This is a genomic window from Flavobacterium anhuiense (assembly GCF_900101855.1).
Classification (GTDB): Bacteria; Bacteroidota; Bacteroidia; order Flavobacteriales; family Flavobacteriaceae; genus Flavobacterium; species Flavobacterium anhuiense.
Genome location: NZ_FMVC01000003.1, coordinates 80,958 through 101,320, shown reverse-complemented (window position 1 = coordinate 101,320; position 20,363 = coordinate 80,958). Strand labels below are relative to the sequence as shown.

Annotated in this window: 18 protein-coding genes and 1 tRNA gene; 12 read left to right on the top strand and 7 right to left on the bottom strand. The window is 32.6% G+C overall.

The window, feature by feature from the left end; translation table 11 throughout:
- Nucleotides 1–66 precede the first annotated feature (66 nt).
- Nucleotides 67–141 (bottom strand) — tRNA-Val (locus BLP44_RS08405).
- A gap of 679 nt (nt 142–820) precedes the next feature.
- On the opposite strand from BLP44_RS08405, the gene BLP44_RS08400 reads away from it, so the two are divergent.
- Nucleotides 821–2,605 carry an ABC transporter ATP-binding protein gene (locus tag BLP44_RS08400; RefSeq protein WP_066034617.1) on the top strand — a complete coding sequence of 595 codons (1,785 nt, stop codon included), beginning with the start codon at nt 821–823 and terminating at the stop codon, nt 2,603–2,605.
- A gap of 169 nt (nt 2,606–2,774) precedes the next feature.
- Here BLP44_RS08400 and BLP44_RS08395 read toward each other — a convergent pair whose 3' ends face one another.
- Nucleotides 2,775–3,944 carry a proline dehydrogenase family protein gene (locus BLP44_RS08395; RefSeq protein WP_066034616.1) on the bottom strand — a complete coding sequence of 390 codons (1,170 nt, stop codon included), beginning with the start codon at nt 3,942–3,944 and terminating at the stop codon, nt 2,775–2,777.
- 246 nt (nt 3,945–4,190) lie between these two features.
- Between BLP44_RS08395 and aroB the strand changes: the two genes are divergently transcribed.
- From aroB to recQ, 5 genes are all read left to right on the top strand, one after another.
- Nucleotides 4,191–5,258 (top strand): 3-dehydroquinate synthase, encoded by a 1,068-nt coding sequence (aroB, locus tag BLP44_RS08390; RefSeq protein ID WP_066034615.1) that lies wholly within the window; start codon nt 4,191–4,193, stop codon nt 5,256–5,258.
- Between the two features lie 304 nt (nt 5,259–5,562).
- Complete coding sequence (locus BLP44_RS08385) at nt 5,563–6,966, top strand: type III PLP-dependent enzyme domain-containing protein (RefSeq protein ID WP_008468995.1); 1,404 nt, start codon at nt 5,563–5,565, stop codon at nt 6,964–6,966.
- Between the two features lie 98 nt (nt 6,967–7,064).
- The gene (locus BLP44_RS08380; protein ID WP_008468994.1) at nt 7,065–8,033 is read left to right on the top strand and encodes a deoxyhypusine synthase family protein; all 969 of its coding nucleotides are present in this window, start codon (nt 7,065–7,067) and stop codon (nt 8,031–8,033) included.
- Nucleotides 8,034–8,041: 8 nt separating this feature from the next.
- Nucleotides 8,042–8,455, top strand: coding sequence for a hypothetical protein (locus tag BLP44_RS08375; RefSeq protein WP_008468993.1), 414 nt, complete (start codon nt 8,042–8,044; stop codon nt 8,453–8,455).
- A 145-nt stretch (nt 8,456–8,600) separates the two neighbouring features.
- Nucleotides 8,601–10,715 (top strand): DNA helicase RecQ, encoded by a 2,115-nt coding sequence (gene recQ / locus BLP44_RS08370; RefSeq protein ID WP_091131644.1) that lies wholly within the window; start codon nt 8,601–8,603, stop codon nt 10,713–10,715.
- 181 nt (nt 10,716–10,896) lie between these two features.
- Here the strand turns inward: recQ and BLP44_RS08365 are convergent, their stop codons facing one another.
- The 4 genes from BLP44_RS08365 to BLP44_RS08350 all read right to left on the bottom strand — a co-directional run bounded on the left by BLP44_RS08365 (nt 10,897) and on the right by BLP44_RS08350 (nt 15,810).
- A complete protein-coding gene (locus BLP44_RS08365; RefSeq protein ID WP_091131640.1) occupies nt 10,897–11,412 on the bottom strand; it encodes a DinB family protein in 516 nt (171 codons plus the stop codon).
- A gap of 9 nt (nt 11,413–11,421) precedes the next feature.
- A complete protein-coding gene (locus BLP44_RS08360) occupies nt 11,422–14,007 on the bottom strand; it encodes a phosphoenolpyruvate carboxylase (protein WP_091131636.1) in 2,586 nt (861 codons plus the stop codon).
- 91 nt (nt 14,008–14,098) lie between these two features.
- Entirely contained in the window at nt 14,099–14,578 is a 480-nt protein-coding gene (locus BLP44_RS08355) for an Lrp/AsnC family transcriptional regulator (RefSeq protein ID WP_008468989.1), read from the bottom strand.
- Nucleotides 14,579–14,655: 77 nt separating this feature from the next.
- The gene (locus BLP44_RS08350; RefSeq protein WP_091131632.1) at nt 14,656–15,810 is read right to left on the bottom strand and encodes a M14 family metallopeptidase; all 1,155 of its coding nucleotides are present in this window, start codon (nt 15,808–15,810) and stop codon (nt 14,656–14,658) included.
- Between the two features lie 312 nt (nt 15,811–16,122).
- On the opposite strand from BLP44_RS08350, the gene BLP44_RS08345 reads away from it, so the two are divergent.
- Nucleotides 16,123–16,581: a helix-turn-helix domain-containing protein gene (locus BLP44_RS08345; RefSeq protein ID WP_091131628.1), complete on the top strand. Its 459-nt coding sequence runs from the start codon at nt 16,123–16,125 to the stop codon at nt 16,579–16,581.
- Nucleotides 16,582–16,665: 84 nt separating this feature from the next.
- On the opposite strand, the gene BLP44_RS08340 is transcribed toward BLP44_RS08345, so the two are convergent.
- Nucleotides 16,666–17,217, bottom strand: coding sequence for a 1-acyl-sn-glycerol-3-phosphate acyltransferase (locus BLP44_RS08340; RefSeq protein ID WP_091131625.1), 552 nt, complete (start codon nt 17,215–17,217; stop codon nt 16,666–16,668).
- Nucleotides 17,218–17,281: 64 nt separating this feature from the next.
- Between BLP44_RS08340 and BLP44_RS08335 the strand changes: the two genes are divergently transcribed.
- The 5 genes from BLP44_RS08335 to BLP44_RS08315 are packed head-to-tail and all read left to right on the top strand — an operon-like array spanning nt 17,282 to nt 20,164.
- Entirely contained in the window at nt 17,282–17,947 is a 666-nt protein-coding gene (locus tag BLP44_RS08335) for a spermidine synthase (protein WP_091131622.1), read from the top strand.
- 4 nt (nt 17,948–17,951) lie between these two features.
- A complete protein-coding gene (locus BLP44_RS08330; protein WP_091131619.1) occupies nt 17,952–18,629 on the top strand; it encodes a peptidoglycan DD-metalloendopeptidase family protein in 678 nt (225 codons plus the stop codon).
- A gap of 6 nt (nt 18,630–18,635) precedes the next feature.
- Complete coding sequence (locus BLP44_RS08325; protein WP_091131616.1) at nt 18,636–19,112, top strand: hypothetical protein; 477 nt, start codon at nt 18,636–18,638, stop codon at nt 19,110–19,112.
- 12 nt (nt 19,113–19,124) lie between these two features.
- On the top strand, nt 19,125–19,649 hold the full coding sequence (locus BLP44_RS08320) for a hypothetical protein (protein WP_091131612.1): 525 nt from the start codon (nt 19,125–19,127) through the stop codon (nt 19,647–19,649).
- Nucleotides 19,650–19,696: 47 nt separating this feature from the next.
- Nucleotides 19,697–20,164, top strand: a complete 468-nt coding sequence (locus tag BLP44_RS08315) for a nuclear transport factor 2 family protein (RefSeq protein WP_091131608.1) — start codon at nt 19,697–19,699, stop codon at nt 20,162–20,164.
- Nucleotides 20,165–20,363: the final 199 nt, after the last annotated feature.

Below are 20,363 nucleotides of genomic sequence, written 5' to 3'. Positions count from 1 at the left end.
AATCCATAAAAACATATAAAGCAAAAAACTCCAAAATCAAATGACTTTGGAGTTTTTGGAATTTTGTGGGCGATGAGGGGTTCGAACCCCCGACCCCCTCGGTGTAAACGAGGTGCTCTGAACCAGCTGAGCTAATCGCCCTATTTTACTAGGTTGCTATCATTTTGTGATTGCGAGTGCAAATATAAAGCTAGATTTTGTTTTTACAAGCCTTTTTTAGAAAAAAAAGTAAAATATTTTTTACTTCATTGTTTATCAAACTTCTGTAAGTGCAATCGGGAAGTTAGAACCTTCGACCGCTTCCGATTAAAAATCGGAATGCTCTGAACCAGCTGAGCTAATCGCCCTATTTTACTAGGTTGCTATCATTTTGTGATTGCGAGTGCAAATATAAAGCTAGATTTTGTTTTTACAAGCCTTTTTTAGAAAAAAAAGTAAAATATTTTTTACTTCATTGTTTATCAAACTTCTGTAAGTGCAATCGGGAAGTTAGAACCTTCGACCGCTTCCGATTAAAAATCGGAATGCTCTGAACCAGCTGAGCTAATCGCCCTATTCTACTAGGTTGCTATCGTTTGTGATTGCGAGTGCAGATGTAAATCTAGATTTTGTATTTGCAAGCCTTTTTAGAAAATAAATGAAATATTTTTTCGTGTTTTTTATTTAGAAAGCTATTTTTCAAACCTTTAAAAAGTAAAGTTTTTTTACTCTTTTCTTATAATTTCGTTAAAAAGTTAAATTGAGAACTCTAATTCTTAATATTGCTTTGTAGTGATTCGAGTTAGTCATACATTTGTATACCTAAAAATAGTAAATTCTAATGGCACGATTTAAAGAAAATGATTTGCCTAAATCAAAAATAACGGCTACTTCACTTAATAAAGCAAAAACAATTTTTACATACGCAGGACATCACAAATGGAAATTCTTCATTGGTTTGATTTTTCTTTTACTAACTGGTGCCACTGCCCTTGCCTTTCCTAAACTAATGGGAATGCTGGTAGATTGCGTTAAAAACAAAAACGGCGACGAAGCCAATCAAATTGCATTAGGTTTAATCGTTATTCTGTTTCTGCAATCTTTCTTTTCTTTTTTCAGACTTTCATTGTTTGTAAACTTTACCGAAAATACATTGGCCAACTTACGTTTGGCTTTATACACTAATTTGGTGAAGTTGCCCATGACTTTCTTTTCGCAAAAGAGAGTTGGAGAGTTAAACAGCCGTATTAGTGCAGATATTACACAAATTCAAGACACATTAACGACAACAATTGCGGAATTCTTACGTCAGTTTATTCTAATCATAGGCGGAATTATTCTTTTAGCAACAGAAAGTTTCAAATTAACTTTATTAATGCTTTCGGTAGTTCCATTAGTGGCTATTGCAGCGGTTGTTTTTGGGAGATTTATTAGAAAGTATTCAAAAAAAGTTCAGGATCAGGTTGCCGAAAGCCAGGTAATTGTTGAAGAAACGATGCAAGGAATTAGTATTGTGAAAGCTTTTGCCAACGAATGGTATGAAATTGCTCGTTACAAAGGAAAAATTAGCGAAGTAGTGAAATTGGCTATTAAAGGCGGCAAATACCGTGGTTATTTTGCTTCTTTTATCATTTTCTGTCTATTTGGTGCTATCGTAGCTGTAGTTTGGTACGGAGTTCGTTTGAGTATTGCCGGAGAAATGAGTGTTGGACAATTGATTTCATTCGTATTATATTCAACTTTTGTTGGCGCTTCTTTTGGTGGAATTGCCGAATTATATGCGCAGATTCAAAAAGCAATTGGTGCGACAGAACGCGTTTTTGAGTTATTAGACGAAAGTCCTGAGAAAATCAATTCAGATTTAAATAAAAATCAGGAGAAAATTAAAGGAAATGTTACATTCAAAAATGTGGCATTTAGCTATCCTACACGTCAGGAAATCCAAGTTCTGAAAGATGTAAATTTTTCGGCAGAATTTGGTCAGAAAATAGCAATTGTCGGGCCTAGTGGCGCCGGAAAATCGACTATTTCTTCTCTTTTGCTTCGCTTCTACGATATTACTTCTGGGGAAATTAGTGTTGATGGAAAAAACATCTACGATTATGACTTAGAAAATCTTCGCGGCAATATGAGTATTGTGCCTCAGGATGTAATTTTGTTTGGAGGAACAATTAGAGAAAACATTGCGTATGGAAAACCAGATGCGACTGATGAAGAAATTATTCAAGCGGCAAAACAAGCGAATGCTTTCAATTTTGTGGATAGTTTTCCCGAGAAATTCGAAACTTTGGTTGGAGAACGTGGTGTTAAACTTTCTGGAGGACAGCGCCAGCGTATTGCGATTGCAAGAGCATTGCTTAAAAATCCGAGCATTTTGATTTTAGACGAAGCTACATCATCTTTAGACAGCGAAAGTGAAAAACTGGTTCAGGAAGCTTTAGAAGTATTGATGGAAGGAAGAACAAGCATTATTATTGCTCACAGGCTTTCAACAATCAGAAATGCTGATAAAATCTTAGTTTTAGATAACGGAAAAATCTCTGAAGAAGGCACACACCAAGAATTAATAAACTTAGAAAACGGAATTTATAAGAATTTAAGCAATTTACAGTTTAGTAACTCTTAAAGGAAAATTTCAATTTTTAAAATTTCAAATTCCAAGTTAAAATGATAGTTCAAACCCACTGGTTTTAAAAACCTGTCGGGTTTAATTTTCAGCAACAAAAAAACTCCAATCTAAAAAGATTGGAGTTTTTTTATATCTGTAAACTGAGACAGAAAACGGAAAACTAAAATTATTTCCCTTTTCTGCGTTTACGTTCAGCTTTAATCATAGATAATTCGCGGCTTGTTTGACCTGCTACAGAAGTATTTTCTTCAGCACGACGAATTAAGTATGGCATAACATCTTTTACAGGTCCGAATGGCAAATATTTAGCAACATTATAACCGTTTTCAGCCAAGTTGTAGCTGATATTGTCACTCATACCGTATAATTGTCCGAACCAGATTCTAGGATCATTTTTAGCGATTCCTTTCTGAGCCATCATTTCCATTAATTTGTATGAGCTTAATTCGTTATGAGTTCCTGCAAAAATGGCCATTTTATCGATATGCTCTAACATATATTGTACAGCACTATCGTAGTTTACGTCTGTAGCTTCTTTAGATACGCAAATTGGAGAAACATAACCTTTTTCTTCCGCTCTTTTGTTCTCTTTTTCCATATAAGCGCCACGAACCAATTTCATTCCGATATAGAAACCTTCAGCTTTGGCAATTTCATGAAGTTTTTTCAAATAATCTAAACGATCCCAGCGGTACATCTGCAAAGTGTTAAATACAATTGCTTTTTCTTTATTGTATTTACGCATCATATCAGTTACCAAATCATCGGCAGCGTCCTGCATCCAGCTTTCTTCACCATCAATCAATAATGCAACATCTTTTTTGTGCGCTTCACTGCATATTTTGTCAAAACGAGCTACTACTCTATCCCATTCTGCCTGCTCTGCTGGAGTTAGAGTTTTTTTCTCGCCCAATTTTTCATACAATTCAAAACGCCCTAAACCTGTTGGTTTGAAAACAGCAAATGGAATTGCTAAACGTTCTTTAGCAAAATCTACTGTTCTTAAAGTCATTTCCAATGCAGCATCAAACTGCTCCTCTTCTTCTTTTCCTTCAACCGAATAATCCAAAACAGAAGAAACTCCTTTTGTAAACATTTTGTCTACTACAGTAAGACAGTCATTTTCGTTTACACCACCACAAAAATGGTCAAAAACAGTTGCTCTAATTAATCCTTCTACTGGTAAATGAGCTTTAATTGCAAAATTAGTTACAGCAGTACCTATTCTTACTAAAGGTTCGCTGTCAATCATTTTGAAAAGAAAATAAGCTCTATCAAGTTCAGTGTCACTCTTAAGTGAAAATGCAACCTGTGTATTATCGAATATCTTTTCCATTAAAATTTATTTTTTATGCAAATATAGAGAGTGTTTTGAATATTTTTCACTAAACGATATCATATTTTTTAATATTGTTAACGAGGACACCGCAAATATTAATTTATGAAGTAAATATTTATTTGTTGTAAAATTTTATCTTAATTTTAAAGATGCAAACCCGTATTTTAAACAAATTAGCCCGAAAGTTTGAATATTATTACGTTTAAAATGCCTTATTTTGCGCTTTCAATTAACTAAAGAATTATGCAATCTATTCAAGCCAATAATTATTTCGTACATTTTAATGAGAATGCTTACGTAGCTTTAAATAAACACTTAAGAGAAAGTAAATATTCTAACATATTTATAATTGTTGATGATCAGACCAATGAGTATTGTTTATCTAAATTTATACCGCTTTTAGAAACCGATTTAGCGATTGAAATAATTGAGTTTGAAGCTGGAGAGGCAAATAAAAATATAGAAACTTGTATTGAGATCTGGAATATTTTGACAGAGCTTGGAGCAGACAGAAAATCACTTATTATTAATTTAGGTGGCGGAGTTGTAACCGATTTAGGAGGTTTTGTTGCTTCTACGTTCAAAAGAGGCGTAGATTTTATCAATATTCCTACTACTCTATTATCTATGGTTGATGCTTCTGTTGGAGGAAAAACAGGAGTTGACTTAGGAAATCTTAAGAATCAAATTGGAGTTATCAATGTGCCTCAAATGGTGTTAATTGATACACAATATTTAGAAACTTTACCGCAAAGCGAAATGCGTTCTGGTTTGGCAGAAATGCTAAAACACGGTTTAATATATGATGCTCCGTACTGGAGACAGTTTTCAGATTTGAAATCAATTGTTTTTGATGAATTAGATCAACTGATTTATCGTTCTGTCGAAATTAAGAATGAAATTGTTATTCAAGATCCAACGGAGAAAAATATTCGCAAGGCCTTGAATTTTGGGCATACTTTAGGGCATGCAATCGAAGGGTATTTCTTGGAAAGTGAAGATAAAACAACTTTATTGCACGGAGAGGCAATTGCGGTTGGAATGATCTTAGAAAGCTACATTTCGCTTCAAAAAGGATTGATTTCTGCAGAAGAATACCGTGAAATTAAAACTGTAATAAAAGATATTTATGATGATGTAATTTTTGAGGAAAATGACATTGATCCTATCTTAGAATTGTTAATTCACGACAAAAAAAATGAATACGGTTTAATTCAATTTGCATTAATTGAAGGAATCGGAAAAATAAAAATTAACCAATCCGTTGAAAATAAATTGATTCTAGAAGCGTTTGAGGATTATAAATCTTAAACTTTTTTTAATCAAAAGCATTGCATTTGGTATATATTATTTTTTACATTTGCGCCATGAAAACAAACAACCAGCAGAGGCACTTCAGCTCTTACAGAAACAGACTCAACAGTTCTTTATTAAGGATGTTGGATCGTTTCTATAATAGTAAAAGTCCTTTCTGTTTTGATGTATTCCAATGTACAAAAGCGGAGCATGAAAAACTGCCTATTATATTTGCCAATATTAGAGTTTGAATTTAAGATTAAGTCCCCAAAAACCTAAAATTAAATTATAATTACAATCTCTAAACATTGACAAATAAATGAATACAAAATATTCTGATCTAATAAACCAAACATACTACTTTCCACAAGAGGAATTTAAACTAAACAAAGACAACCTATTGTTTCATAATATCGATTTGATGAAATTGGTTGAGCAATATGGCACGCCATTAAAGTTTACTTACCTTCCTCAGATTTCTGAAAACATCAATAAAGCGAAAGCGTGGTTCAGAAAATCGATGGAAAAGAATAAATACGACGCAAAATACTACTATTGTTATTGTACAAAAAGCTCTCATTTTGAATATATTATGAATGAAGCTTTTAAGAATAACATTCACATCGAAACTTCATCTGCTTTTGATGTCAATATTGTGGAGAATTTATTGGAAAATGGAAAAATCAACAAAAGCACGTATGTTATCTGTAATGGTTTTAAAAGAGACGAATACATTACTAACATTGCAAGATTAATCAATAACGGACATAAAAATACTATTCCTATTATTGATAATTATGAAGAGTTAGATTTGCTTCAGGCAGAAATTAAAGGGAAATTCAAAATCGGAATTCGTATTGCTGCTGAGGAAGAGCCTAAATTTGAGTTTTATACTTCAAGATTAGGTATTGGTTACAAAAACATAGTTTCGTTCTATAAAAAACAAATTCAGGAGAATGATAAATTAGAGCTGAAAATGCTTCACTTCTTTATCAATACCGGAATTAACGATACATCATATTATTGGAATGAGCTTGTAAAATGTATCAAAGTTTACATTGCTCTTAAAAAAGAATGTCCGACACTAGACGGACTAAACATTGGCGGTGGTTTCCCTATCAAAAACTCACTTGCTTTTGAGTATGATTATCAATATATGATTGATGAAATTATCAATCAGATTAAAATTGCTTGTGATGAAGCCGAAGTTGATGTTCCAAATATTTTTACGGAATTTGGATCGTTTACTGTAGGTGAAAGCGGTGGTGCAATCTATCAGATTTTGTATCAAAAACAACAAAATGATAGAGAAAAATGGAATATGATCGACTCATCTTTCATTACCACTTTACCAGATACTTGGGCTATAAATAAACGTTTTATCATGCTGGCTATTAACCGTTGGAATGATACTTACGAGCGGGTTCTGCTAGGAGGTCTTACTTGTGATAGTGACGACTATTACAATTCTGAACAAAACATGAACGCCATTTATTTGCCTAAATACAACAAAGAAAAGCCTTTATATATTGGTTTCTTTAATACTGGCGCTTATCAAGAAACAATTGGAGGATACGGCGGTCTACACCACTGTTTGATTCCGCAGCCAAAACATATTTTAATTGATCGTGATGAAAATGGAATTCTGGCAACCGAAGTGTTCTCAGAACAACAGACTTCAGACGATGTTTTAAAGATTTTAGGCTACAAAAAAAAGGTGTAAAAAAACGGCAGATTAAGTTATAATTTTTCTTAAAAAATTCTTAATTTGCATTAACATCCAAAAAGGTTAAACTTTTTAATTCAAAAAAAAACAAAAAAATGAAAGGACCAATCAGTCAGTTTATTGAAAAACATTATTTGCATTTTAACTCTGCTTCGTTAGTAGATGCTGCAAAAGCATACGAACAGCAATTAGCTGATGGTGCAAAGATGCTGGTAAGTATGGCTGGCGCAATGAGTACAGCAGAAATTGGTAAAATTTTTGCCGAAGTAATCAGACAAGACAAAGTGCATATTATTTCATGTACTGGAGCAAACTTAGAAGAAGATATCATGAATTTAGTGGCTCATTCTCACTACGAGAGAGTTCCTAATTATCGTGATTTGACACCAGAAGACGAATGGGCTTTATTAGAAAGAGGATTAAACCGTGTTACAGACACTTGTATTCCTGAGCATGAAGCTTTCCGTCGTTTACAAAAACACATTTACAAAATTTGGAAAGAGGCAGACGATAAAGGTGAGCGCTACTTCCCACATGAATTTATGTATAAAATGTTGTTGTCTGGCGTTTTAGAAGAATATTACGAAATTGATCTAAAAGATAGCTGGATGTATGCAGCTGCAGAGAAAAATTTACCAATTATCGTTCCAGGATGGGAAGATAGTACAATGGGAAATATCTTTGCTTCATACGTAATTAAAGGAGATTTAAAAGCGTCTACTATGAAATCTGGTATTGAATACATGACTTTCCTTGCGGATTGGTATTCAAAAAACAGTTCAAACGGAATTGGATTCTTCCAAATCGGTGGTGGTATCGCGGGTGATTTCCCTATCTGTGTAGTGCCAATGCTATACCAAGATATGGAAATGCATGATGTGCCATTTTGGAGCTATTTCTGCCAAATCTCAGATTCAACAACTAGTTATGGTTCTTACTCTGGAGCAGTTCCAAATGAAAAAATCACTTGGGGTAAATTAGACATCAAAACCCCAAAATTTATTATTGAATCGGATGCTACAATTGTTGCTCCGTTAATTTTTGCATACTTATTAGATTTATAAGATAATTTATGAAAAGAGTTATAGTAGACTACGCCAAACTTACCAACGAAATTTTAAATCTTTTGGTTGAAAAGTTTCCTGATGGTTATGATGATTCGGATGTAATCCGTTTTAGAAATGCTAAAAACGAATTGGTTGAAGCTGTTGAAGTTCGTACTGAAGATACAATTTACTTAGTAAAAATAAGTACTAAACTTGCTGACAGAATTGAAAACTACGATGAAGATGACGATTTAGATGTTGATGTAGATGCAATTGCGCCAGTTAAAGGTATAGATCTTGATGATGATATTAGTGACGATGATGATGACGATGATAATCTTGACAAACCAGATACTGATGGTGGCGACGATGATGACGATGATGATGACGACAAAGCTGATACTGACTATGATGAAGAAGACGAAGATGATGAAGATTAATTCATTTTCTTTCTAATAAAAAAAAGGAACTCTGTTTGGAGTTCCTTTTTTTATAACAAGAGAATTGCAAATTACTAAACTTATATTTTTGTTTTTATAGGATTATTTTTACATTTAAATCTTAAACAAAAAAAAGTACATGCCTATGACTTCAGAAATTCTACACGCTACATTAAAAGAAAACTTTGGTTTCGAAAAATTCAGACCCAATCAAGAAACTATAATTAATACCGTCTTATCTGGACAAGATGCATTGGCAATTATGCCAACAGGCGGAGGAAAATCAATTTGTTTTCAGCTTCCTGCTTTAATTTTACCAGGAATCACTATTGTGATATCGCCACTGATTGCTTTAATGAAGGATCAGGTTGATAGTTTGAAAACAAACGGAATTTCTGCTTGTTATATTAATAGTACACAATCATCGCAAGAACAGCAATATTATATCGATAACTTAAAATCAAATAACTTTAAGTTAGTTTATGTCGCACCAGAAAGTCTTTCTTATTTAGATATGGCTTTTAGCGAATTGAATATTAGTCTAATAGCAATTGATGAAGCGCACTGTATCTCGTCTTGGGGACATGATTTCAGACCGGCTTATACTAATTTAGGATACCTAAAAAGTCGCTTCCCTTCTACTCCAATCTTGGCATTGACAGCTACAGCTGATAAAGCGACTCGAACAGATATATCCAAACAATTGAATCTTAAGAATCCGAAAACATTCATAGCTTCTTTTGATCGTAAAAATCTAAGTCTTGAAGTTCGTCCAGCTTTGGATCGCGTGAAACAAATAATTGATTTTATTGAAAACAAGCCCAACGAATCGGGAATTATTTATTGTTTGAGCCGTAAAGCAACAGAAGAGCTTGCTGAAAAATTACTGAAAAATGGAATTGAAGCGAAAGCATATCATGCTGGTTTAGATAATGAAACGCGAGCAAAAACTCAGGATCAATTTATAAATGATGATTGTCAGGTGGTTTGTGCAACGATTGCTTTTGGAATGGGAATTGACAAATCAAATGTTCGCTGGGTAATTCATTACAATCTTCCAAAAAATATAGAAGGATATTATCAGGAAATTGGGCGTGCCGGACGTGACGGTCTTCCTGCCGAAACAATTTTATTTGAAAGTTATGCCGATGTGATTCAATTGCAAAAATTTGCATCAGAAGGATTGAATTCTGATATTCAGCTTGCAAAATTAGACCGTATGAAACAATACGCAGATGCTGTAAGCTGCCGTAGAAAAATTCTACTGTCTTATTTTGGCGAATTGGTTACTGAGAATTGCGGAAACTGCGATATTTGTAAAAATCCGCCAACTTTTTTCGATGGGACGATTCTCGCGCAAAAAGCTTTGTCTGCTATTGTACGTTTAAAAGAATCTGAGCCTTTGGCTGTAATAGTGGATTTTTTGAGAGGCTCGAGAAACGCGTATATCTACGAAAAAAATTATCAAGAGCTAAAAACGTACGGAATTGGCGCTGATGTTTCTTGGTACGATTGGAATCAATATCTTATTCAATTGATTAATTTAGGCTATTGCGAAATTGCCTTTCATCAGCATAATAAAATTCTTCTTACTCCTTTTGCAAAAAAAGTTTTATTTGAAGGCGAAAAAGTAAAACTGACAACAGTTGTTAAGAAAACAATTGATAAAAGCGAAGCTAAAGAGGCAAAACCAAAAGCGTCTAAAAATTCTCTGTTTGAGACACTTCGCAAATTACGTTATGAAATTGCGCAGGAAGAAGAAGTTCCTGCTTATGTCATTTTTAGTGATGCTACTCTACGCCAAATGGAAATCTTGCGACCAATGAGTGACGAAGAATTTCTTGCTGTTGAAGGTGTTGGGAAAGCAAAACTAGAAAAATACGGAGCAGATTTTATCAAAGCCATTATTGGATTTGAAAGAAATAAATCTATTGTTAAAAAAGAGAAAAAAGACAATACTTATAAAAAAACGCTGGAATTATTTAAAAATGGAGTTTCAGTAGAAGAAATAGCAGAACAGCGAGATTTGAATCCAACAACAATTATTTCGCATTTAGCAAAATTATACGTTGATGGCCATGATTTAGATCTAAGTCAGTTTGTCTCTGAAGATGAAATTCTTCAAATAGAAAAAGCCCAAACAGAATTAGATAATCCAAATGCATTAAGGCCTTACTTCGATTATTTTGAAGAAAAAATGTCTTATGATAAAATTCGATTTGGTTTGGCTTTTTTGGAGAAAAAGAATCAAAAGATATAACAAACACATTCGTTTGTTTGTCATTTCGACGAAGCAGAAATCTTCGTAAGTGGCTCCATACGAAAATATAATCTTTGTCGAGCTTCTCGCGAAGATTTCTCCTTCGTCGAAATGACAAGATTGAGGTAAATAAAAAAATCCTGTGATATATCACAGGATTTTTTATTCTGATAATTATGTATTACAAATATCTCTCTTCAAAAACTTTCTGATGATGCTTTTGATGTCCAATCATGACAAAACCTAAAGCACGAACAGAAATCTGATTTCCTGAAGCAGTTCCAATTCGCTTTAGCTGTTCTTCAGATAAACTTTTGTAAAACAATAAAGTTGAATGTCTTACAGCTGAAAATTCAGTAAGCAAATCTTGGATGCTTCTGCTATTTGAATCTGTATTGTCTGCGTAATCACTTTCTTCAAAACTTGGCAAAGGCGTTTTGTCATTTCTTGAAAAACGTAAAGCGCGATAAGCAAAAATTCGTTCTGTATCAATAACATGCTGAATAATGTCTTTTATCGTCCATTTTCCTTCTGCATAACGATAATCAAATTTATCCATCGGAATATTTTGCACAAATCGAATAAACTCATGAAGTGAAATTTCTAAATCTTCAATCAAAATTCCATCTCCAGCCGCTTTGATATAAGTACCAAAATGACCTGAATATTCATTGTCTAATAATTCTGCTGCTTTCATTTGTATATTTTAAGCTGAGTTCCTACTTGCGTTCGTATTACCAAATAATGATCTTGTTACGATTTTCTCATAAACTTTCACCAATTCTTCATTTGGAGTTTCTGCTTTGTTTAATTCGTTGATTCTCAATAAAGCATATTGCTGAATAGTCAATAACGGTAAAACAATGCGCTCTCTAATCTGAATTGAAGCAATACCATCAGGATAATTTTCCATCAATGTTTTATGCCCAGCAATTTTCAATAAAAGGCGTTTTGTTTCTGAGAATTCATCATAGATAATCTGCCAGAATTCACCAAACTCAGGATCATTTTTCATATAAGCTGTCAATGGTAAAAATGATTTTGCTAATGACATCATACTATTTTCAAGCAATGTTTTGAAAAATAAAGAATTATGATACAAATCACTTACTTTATTCCATTGTCCAGTTTCCTCAAAATGTTTTAAAGCAGAACCCACTCCAAAGAATCCTGGAACGTTTTGCTTTAACTGGCTCCATGAACCCACAAATGGAATTGCTCTTAAATCAGCAAAATCCAATGACTCAGATTTGCTTCTTTTTGAAGGACGGCTTCCAATATTAGTTTTTGAGTAATATTTCAGAGTACTCATTTTTTCTAAGTATGGAATAAACTTCGGATGATTTTTGAAGCTTAAATATTTATCATAACCCAGATTAGCCAAATCAGTTAAGATTTGAGTTTCTTCTGCTGTCAATTCATTTTTCTCTTTACTAAATACTTGGTTTGTAACACCAGCACTCAATAAGTTTTCAATATTATAACGGCAAGAATCTAAAGTTCCAAAATTAGAGCTGATCGTTTGACCTTGAACTGTAATTTGAATTTCGTTGTTTTCAATTTTTGGACCAAGAGAAGCGTAAAATTTATGTGTTTTTCCACCGCCACGCGCTGGAGGTCCGCCACGTCCATCAAAGAAAATAGCTTTAATTCCGTATTCTCTAGAAATTTTAGTCAATGAAATTTTGGCTTGATAAATACTCCAGTTAGCCATTAAATACCCGCCATCTTTTGTTCCGTCAGAGAATCCAAGCATAATAGTTTGTTTATTCCCTCTCGATTTCAGATGTTTCGCATATTCTGGATTCGTGTACAATTGCTCCATAATAGTATGCGCATTTTGTAAATCATCTACAGACTCAAAAAGCGGAATAATATCTACAGTTGGTTTTTCCCAATCATTCAAACGAATCATGGCAAAAGTCTCCATAACATTCAGGGCACTTTCGTTATTACTAATGATATAACGGTTTGCTCCTTCTTCTCCATTATTTTGCTGAATTGTTTTAATAGCCTGAACAGATTCTAAAGTATATCTAGTAATTTCATTTTCAAAATCCGCTGGATTAAGTTTTCCTTTAACTTTCGATAAAACATTGATTTTTTGATCTTCCGTCAATTCGAAATAATTGTTAGGAAAAATATCTGAGCCAGAATTCAAATAATAATTCACAACATCTTTGAAAACTGCATTATGAATTTTACTGTTTTGACGAATATCTAAAGTCGCAAAATGGAATCCGAACAAATTTATTTTTACCAAAAGCGCATCTAACTCGTCCAAATATAAAGATTGATGTTTCTCAATAATTATAGCTCTTATTTTATTCAGTTGTGTTAGTAATTCGTCTAAAGTGATAAAAATATCTCCTTTAGAATAAAATACAGAACGGTAAAGTTTATGTTCAAGTTCTGCTACTAAATCATCTACTCCTGAGAAAGTTAGCTTGCGCTTTAGATTTCTCATTTCTACATAATAACACTTTAAAATTGAGGTACGTAAACGATCTGCCACTTTAAGTGTAATATCTGTAGTAACGAAAGGATTTCCATCACGGTCACCTCCTGGCCAGAAACCAAGTTTGATCAATTGGTTATGAATTGGGTTACCTTCTAAAATATTTTTTTGCAGGTAATGCACAATTTCTCCTGCAGTTGCATAAAATACATTTTCAAGGTACCAAATTAAACTTACCGCCTCATCGTAAGGATTTGGTTTTTCTTTTTGAATGAAAGGCGTTTTTCCAAGCTGAGCTAGTAATTGTTTAATTTTCAGCAAATCATTTTGACGAATTGCTTCTGTCAAATCATTTATAATTCCCAAAACTGGACCAGGATAAAACTGAGTTGGATGCGCTGTTAAAACGGTACGAACATTAAAACTTTCTAGAAATTCGCTTAATTCTTCATCCTTTTCTTTAGCGTCCGATTTTTCTTTGATGTCGCGAAGAGACCCGCGTCCCTCCATGTTGTTAACTTCTGGAAAAGCTGCGTCTTCAATAGCATCAAACAATACAATCTGGCGCTCAATATATTGAATAAATCGAAACATAAGATCGATTTTTTCCTCTTCAGAAGCGTTATTCAAATATTTATTTGAGAAGAAATCAACAATTTCTTTTGGTGTTTCTTGTTTTTTAAAGCCCGTTTCGCAAGTTTCTGTAAATAAAGGAAGTAAGACTCCAGTATTATCTATAGAATCAAATGGCAATGTTATAAAAACACTATTATAAATGTGGTATTTTGAGAGAACGTCTTGATTAAAACGCTCAATTTTTGGCAACGTATACATAATCGTGTTATAGTTGGTTGGTTAATTAGTCATAAAAAAACCCCAAGAATAAACTTGAGGTATATTTTAATATAGCATTCAAGAAAAGTTCTTACATATTTTTGAAAATAGTATGCATCAAACGCTTCTTATCGTTTATACTTTCCTCTAATGAAATCATTGTTTCTGTTCTGTAAACACCATCAATATCGTCAATCATAAAGATAACTTCTTTCGCGTGCTTAGTGTCTTTTGCTCTAATTTTGCAAAAGATGTTGAATTTTCCTGTAGTTACAGAAGCTACAGTTACGAATGGAATTTGATTGATTCTTTCTAATACAAATTTAGTTTGAGATGTATTATTAAGAAAAACCCCTACATAAGCAATAAATGAATAACCTAATTTATCGTAATCTAAGGCTAATGAAGATCCCATGATGATACCGGCATCTTCCATCTTTTTAACTCTAACGTGTACTGTACCAGCAGATATCAAAAGTTTTTTTGCAATGTCAGTAAACGGAACTCTCGTATTGTCTATTAACATATCTAAAATCTGGTGATCTACTTCATCTAAACGAAATTTACTCATAATTGTTTAATTAATATTACTAATTGCTATTACAAAGTATAAAATTATATATAAAAAACAACAAATTCACATAAAAATTAACTTTTTATTAATCCGTTAACAAATTTAACATTTTTATTTAAATAAAAATTTGCTTTCTGACCCGTTTTTGGAAAGTTTTGGAAATCGTCCGAATATTCTGCTCCTTTTGCGTCGTATTCATAATGACCAAAATAATTTTCCAATTCGCCTACTTCAACTATGTAAGCGTTAAAATGAATCTTATTTTCGATTAATTCTTCTTTGTATTGTGCGACAAAATTCGTAATAATTTCGATACCATCATAATTTATTTTGACATTTTTATACATAAAATCATAAAAAACCACATTATTTTGTGAAATATTCAAATATTCGGAAAATCTATTGTCAACTAAATCGTTTTCGGATATCAGTTTGAAGCTTAAAATTAACGAGAAAAATATGAACTTCCTCGTAATTTCTCGCTCATAATCCTCTGGAAAATGTCCTGCCTCAAATAATATGGTTGGCACGCCTAAAAACTGGAAAGTGTCTCCTATACAATTAATATTGAAAGAGTCATCGAAGCGTCCAACTTGTCCAGGAATATACTTTTGGAGTTCTTCATTGATTCCAGCTATGATATTAATGGCTTTTAATCTATTATTGTTTACATCTCTTTCTTCATTATAAGAAGGAGCTAAAAAAGAAACAGTTGCAGGTTTTCCAGTTGTTCCTGCTCCAAATATAGTACGCTGATCATGAAGATTAAAGCAGAAGTCAGGTTTAAATTCTTCAAAAATCTGGCGTAACACTTTACTCTCAGGTTGAGTCAAATCTTGTGAATCACGATTTAAGTCAATTTCATTTGCGTTTGCTCTAGTATAAAGCCTTGCTCCATCAGGATTAAGTATCGGAATGCAGTAAAATGTGAAGGTATTCAGCATTTGTTTAGCAAAATCGGTATCGTCATTCAGCAAATTAATGAAATCAAATAAGGCTTTTGTTGTTGTGCTTTCGTTTCCGTGCATTTGCGACCATAGGTATGCTCGCGTTTTTCCCGTTCCAATTTGATAGCTATATATAGGTTCTCCTAAAACAGATGTGCCAATAATCTGTACTTGACCATTTGTATTTAACTTATCTAAAAGTGGTTTAATATGATCTAAAGTTAGATATCTGCCAGATATGGACTGTTCCTTGTATTGTGTAAAAAGCTGTTCTAAATTCATTGTATTTCGATTAGTTTACAAAAGTAAACATCTTTATTATTACAATTGTAAACTGATTAAAAAAATAATAATTTAGAATTGTAAACAGTTTTTGAAGAGTTTTAACATTAATCTTTATAACTTGTTTCAATTGAGATTTTTACATTATAAACAAACACTTAAATAGATAAATTTCAGTTAGTTGTAATTATCTATCTAAATTTTAAATTTAACATAAAAATGAACTCTAATTAAAATTACAACAATAATATCCAAATACTCTTTCTTTTTGTTTACATTTGTAAATGGAAGAATTTAGAGCACGAATTTACAATGGTAAACATAGATGATTTTGTAAAAAGACTTGAATCTGTATTGGAATATTATGGCTTAAACGCATCTGCTTTTGCCGATAAAATTGGTGTGCAACGTTCTAGCATGTCTCATCTTTTGTCAGGAAGAAATAAGCCAAGTTTAGATTTTGTAATGAAAATTCTAGAAGTTTTTCCAGATGTAGATTTATATTGGATTTTGATAGGGAGAGGAACTTTCCCTAAAAGTAATAGTGAAGAAGCTGTTGAAACTCAAAAATCATCTTCTCCTATTCTATCGAATCAGAATGTGGAAAATGATCTATTTTCGGTTGTGGAAATAAATTCGGAAGAAAAAGAAAAAAGAGAAACCAAAAAATCTCCTGTTCTAAAAAACGAAAATTTCAATTTGGAAGATAGTGAAATTGAAAAAATTGTCTTGTTCTATAAAAACGGCACATTTAAGGCCTATTCTCCATAATGCAAAAATTAGCGCGTATTTGAATCTTTGTCAAGAAATTTTTCAAATACGCGATTCTCACGCGTTTGGAAAAATTCTCAGAAATTACAGTTTGATGCCATTTTCAGGAATTTTACCTTCAACTCCTTCATAATGCTTTTTCAAAATTTCATAATCGGCTTCGTAATTTTTAGTCGGATAAAATGGCTTGCCAATATTCACTTCTTTTTTAACCCAATCAAAAGCAACGGGAACAATTGGTACATTCGCTTTAAGCGCGATAAAATAAAATCCTGTTTTTATTTCGTTAACTTTTTTTCTGGTTCCTTCTGGAGCAACAGCCAAACGGAAGATTTCTTTTCTATCAAAAATAGAAGCAATCGCATCCACTTTATTCAATCCTCCAGTACGATCTAGCGGCTCTCCGCCGACATTTCTAAAATAAAAACCAAAGGGGAATTTAAATAACTCCTTCTTTGCTACAAAATTCATCTGCAATCCAGATATGCCACGAGTTAATAGACCTATATAAAAGTCATGATTACTGGTATGAGGCATTACTACTAATACACATTTTTTTACTTCAGCATTTTCCATTCCCACTATCTTCCAGCCCATTAGCTTGTAAAAGATGAATTTGTATAATAGTTTTTTCATGAAAGATTTAATATTTGGTGCAAAATAAAAGATTTAATGGTAAATTTGAGTAAAAGCATAAAAAATGATTCGAAAATTTTTCAGTTATATAATTCCAATAAAAATATTTAAGAAAAAATCAGCCAGAAGCAAAATGATCGAAGTTACATGGGCAAATGGCGAATTAGTATTAGACACTGAAAACACAAATTATTCATACGGAAGTCTACAACGTATATTAAGGTATGGACTTCGAAATATTGGTTACGATAAAATCTTAGAAATGGAACATATTCTGCTATTGGGAGTTGCCGGTGGAAGTGTGGTTAAAACTTTAGTAGACGAGATTGCATACAAAGAAAAAATTACAGGAGTTGAAATCGATCCTGATATGATTCAGATTGCCAATGAGTATTTTAATCTGAATCAAATTAAACAGTTAGAAGTTGTTATTGATGACGCATTTGAATTTGTGCTCAAGACAAAAGACAAATACGATCTCATTATTATAGACATTTTTGAAGATACTCACATGCCTAATTTTTTGTTTGAAAAGTTTTTTGTTGATAGAGTTTGTACCATTTTAAAAGATAATGGTTTTGTTTTGTTCAACACCATGATATTGGAAGAAGCTCACAATGTTAGAAACAGAAAATATGTTGTTGAAGTAAATCCGAAAATGTTTAAAGCAAAAATGCTGCCTCGCATAGAAGTACATAACGAATTAATAATTATAAATAAAGTAGCTTAATTTTATGAAACCCCTTGCCTCAATCTTAAACGCCTTACCACCTACTAAAGTTATTGATACCTCAATCAATCTTTCTGAATATACACCTTTAAATTTATCGGTTTCGAATCAAGAACTGGTAAATCAGAAATTAGATACTTCGGAAGATTTTGAAAAATATATTTCAAGTTTCTTAAAAGAAAACAACGCCAAAGTTGCATTTGGAGGTTATATAGAAGGGAGATTTTTATATCAAAGAAGCCCCATTTTTTTAGATGCCTCAAAACCCGAACGCAATATTCACATCGGATTAGATTTGTGGGCAGAAGCTGGAACTGCTGTACTTGCCGCCCTTGACGGTACAGTGCATAGTTTTAAAAATAATATTGGTTTGGGCGACTATGGCCCTACTATTATATTGGAACATGAAGTAGAAAATGAAAAATTTTATACTTTATACGGACATTTGTCGTTAGAAAGTATAGAGAATTTAAATGTCGGAGACAATTTTAAGAAAGGCGAAAAAATTGCAACCTTAGGAAAAGCCTCTGTAAATGGCGATTATGCACCTCATGTCCATTTTCAGATTATCCACAACATTGGAGATTATTGGGGAGACTATCCTGGAGTCTGCAACACAAAAGACCTAAACTTCTATATCGAAAATTGTCCCGATCCTAACTTATTATTAAAAATTACTTAAATAGTTATGAAGAAAGCAGGATTGATTATATGTTTGTTGTTATTAATTGGATGTAAATCTAAAACCGTTAGCAGAGATACTGAAGATTTAAAAATTAAAAAAGTTTCTACAGAAGAAGTAAATGCAAATCAGCAGCGAAAAGCCTATGATTTAGGGAAGAGAGTTTTAGAAACTTGTAATACTTCAAAATTTAAACCTTTTAATGAAACGGAAGTAACTAAATCGGTTATGGAAAACACAACAGAAGAGCGTTTAACCAAAACCTGCCAAAGATTTAGACAATACTACGGAAGTTTTATAGATTTAAAATTAGATGGAGTTTACAAAACCAAACATGAAGTCATTTACCGCTATCATGCTTTGTACACCAAAAAAGTTGCCAATAAAGAATTGCGCATTTTTGTAAATGAAGACAATCTCATTTCTGCCATAAAATCTATGGATTGGGATGAAAAATTTGATGCCAAGTTAGCCGATCAATAAATTATAATACTTATGAATTTTAAACTACCGCTTCTTCTTTTATTATTTATTTCAACATTTGCTTCTGCACAGCAAACTATGAGCGTAAAAGGCTCTGCGCCATATCCTGCAACACAAGAATATACATTTATCTGCGAAAAATATGCTTATTCTGGTGAGATAAATGTACAGATAGCCAAAACAGAAAAAGGCGGTATTTTAAAACTAACCATTTCTACGGCGAGCGACAAAGCAAAAATTGCTGGAGGCGTTTACGTTGATTTGACAAATGCCGATGTCATTGCTTGCACAGATAAAAATGTAAAAGAATCGGCAGACGGCAAAACAACTGCTTACTATTATTTTACACCAGCAGAATGGCTGAAGCTTAAAAAGACCGATATTTATGCGATAAGATTCATCATTGCAGGCGGACCAGATATCTCAGGAAATCTAACTGGGCATTTTACAGCTTATAGCAAAGTGAAATATTTCTCTACAGCGTTTGATAAATCTAAAAAAACATTTGATACAGCTAAAGAAATTAGTGTTTTATAGTGATTTTTTAATATAATAAATCTTATATTTAACATAAATATTTTTTTATGAACTCAAATGAAGCCTTGATTACAAAATTTTATACCGCTTTCGCGAATGCCGACGCTAAAACCATGAGCGAATACTATCATCCGAAAGTTCATTTTATAGATCCAGCTTTTGGTTTGTTAAAAGAAGAACAGGTTTCTAAAATGTGGGAAATGCTGTTGTTAAAAAGTAAAGGCAGCTTAAAAATTGAATTTTCAAATGTTAAGGCAGACGACACAACAGGTTCTGCAAATTGGATTGCTACTTACAATTTTAGCAAAACAAACAGAAAAGTCATTAATAAAATTTCAGCGGAATTTATCTTTCAAGACGGCTTAATTATCAAACATACCGATAATTTTGATGTCTGGAAATGGTCTAAACAAGCCTTTGGACTTACCGGTTATTTATTAGGCTGGACTGGTTTCTTTCAGAAAAAAGTGCAATCGCAAGCTCTTTCTGCGCTGAAACAATTTCAAAAGATTTAATTTCCTTTTAAAAAATTAAAAAAACAAACGCGACAGGTTTTTAAACCTTTCGCGTTTATAATTTTGCGACCTCAATAACCAGACAGATAATCAAGAAAGCTTAAAAAAAAATCTTTGCGCTCTTTGCGTTAAAAAAACTAGCCACAGATTATAAAGATTAAAAGGATTTAAAAAAATCTGCGCTAATCAGTATAATCTG

Excerpts from the sequence above, each read along its gene's own strand:
- BLP44_RS08400 (WP_066034617.1), top strand. The coding sequence starts at position 821 with ATGGCACGATTTAAAGAAAATGATTTGCCTAAATCAAAAATAACGGCT.
- BLP44_RS08395 (WP_066034616.1), bottom strand. The coding sequence starts at position 3,944 with ATGGAAAAGATATTCGATAATACACAGGTTGCATTTTCACTTAAGAGT.
- aroB (WP_066034615.1), top strand. The coding sequence starts at position 4,191 with ATGCAATCTATTCAAGCCAATAATTATTTCGTACATTTTAATGAGAAT.
- BLP44_RS08385 (WP_008468995.1), top strand. The coding sequence starts at position 5,563 with ATGAATACAAAATATTCTGATCTAATAAACCAAACATACTACTTTCCA.
- BLP44_RS08380 (WP_008468994.1), top strand. The coding sequence starts at position 7,065 with ATGAAAGGACCAATCAGTCAGTTTATTGAAAAACATTATTTGCATTTT.
- BLP44_RS08375 (WP_008468993.1), top strand. The coding sequence starts at position 8,042 with ATGAAAAGAGTTATAGTAGACTACGCCAAACTTACCAACGAAATTTTA.
- recQ (WP_091131644.1), top strand. The coding sequence starts at position 8,601 with ATGACTTCAGAAATTCTACACGCTACATTAAAAGAAAACTTTGGTTTC.
- BLP44_RS08365 (WP_091131640.1), bottom strand. The coding sequence starts at position 11,412 with ATGAAAGCAGCAGAATTATTAGACAATGAATATTCAGGTCATTTTGGT.
- BLP44_RS08360 (WP_091131636.1), bottom strand. The coding sequence starts at position 14,007 with ATGTATACGTTGCCAAAAATTGAGCGTTTTAATCAAGACGTTCTCTCA.
- BLP44_RS08355 (WP_008468989.1), bottom strand. The coding sequence starts at position 14,578 with ATGAGTAAATTTCGTTTAGATGAAGTAGATCACCAGATTTTAGATATG.
- BLP44_RS08350 (WP_091131632.1), bottom strand. The coding sequence starts at position 15,810 with ATGAATTTAGAACAGCTTTTTACACAATACAAGGAACAGTCCATATCT.
- BLP44_RS08345 (WP_091131628.1), top strand. The coding sequence starts at position 16,123 with ATGGTAAACATAGATGATTTTGTAAAAAGACTTGAATCTGTATTGGAA.
- BLP44_RS08340 (WP_091131625.1), bottom strand. The coding sequence starts at position 17,217 with ATGAAAAAACTATTATACAAATTCATCTTTTACAAGCTAATGGGCTGG.
- BLP44_RS08335 (WP_091131622.1), top strand. The coding sequence starts at position 17,282 with ATGATTCGAAAATTTTTCAGTTATATAATTCCAATAAAAATATTTAAG.
- BLP44_RS08330 (WP_091131619.1), top strand. The coding sequence starts at position 17,952 with ATGAAACCCCTTGCCTCAATCTTAAACGCCTTACCACCTACTAAAGTT.
- BLP44_RS08325 (WP_091131616.1), top strand. The coding sequence starts at position 18,636 with ATGAAGAAAGCAGGATTGATTATATGTTTGTTGTTATTAATTGGATGT.
- BLP44_RS08320 (WP_091131612.1), top strand. The coding sequence starts at position 19,125 with ATGAATTTTAAACTACCGCTTCTTCTTTTATTATTTATTTCAACATTT.
- BLP44_RS08315 (WP_091131608.1), top strand. The coding sequence starts at position 19,697 with ATGAACTCAAATGAAGCCTTGATTACAAAATTTTATACCGCTTTCGCG.